Genomic DNA, 278 nt, shown 5'->3' with positions numbered 1-278 from the left:
CGGCGCCCACGCCGGAGGCGCCGAGCTCGCGGCCCAGGTCGGGGCGCGCGGCGTGCCGGCCCATGAGGACGATCCGCTCCGCGCCGAGCTGCTCCGCGGCGAGCACGGCGGAGAGGCCGACCGCGCCGTCGCCGATCACGGTGACCGACTTGCCGGGCACGACGCGGCCCATGTGCGCCGCGTGGTAGCCGGTCAGGTACACGTCCGTCAGGGTGAGCAGCGAGGCGTGCAGCGACTCGTCCGCGGTCGCGGGAGCCACGTCCGGGACCACCACGAGG

Annotated in this window: 1 pseudogene; it reads right to left on the bottom strand. The window is 77.0% G+C overall.

What is annotated here, in order from left to right:
* Positions 1-278: pseudogene (locus KVT14_RS20370) on the bottom strand (IMP dehydrogenase); the annotation flags it as partial.

The organism is Cellulomonas sp. GbtcB1, from assembly GCF_019091725.1.
GTDB lineage: Bacteria > Actinomycetota > Actinomycetes > Actinomycetales > Cellulomonadaceae > Cellulomonas.
The sequence above is the reverse complement of the archived record's forward strand: the minus strand, read 5'-3'. Positions and strand labels throughout refer to the sequence as shown.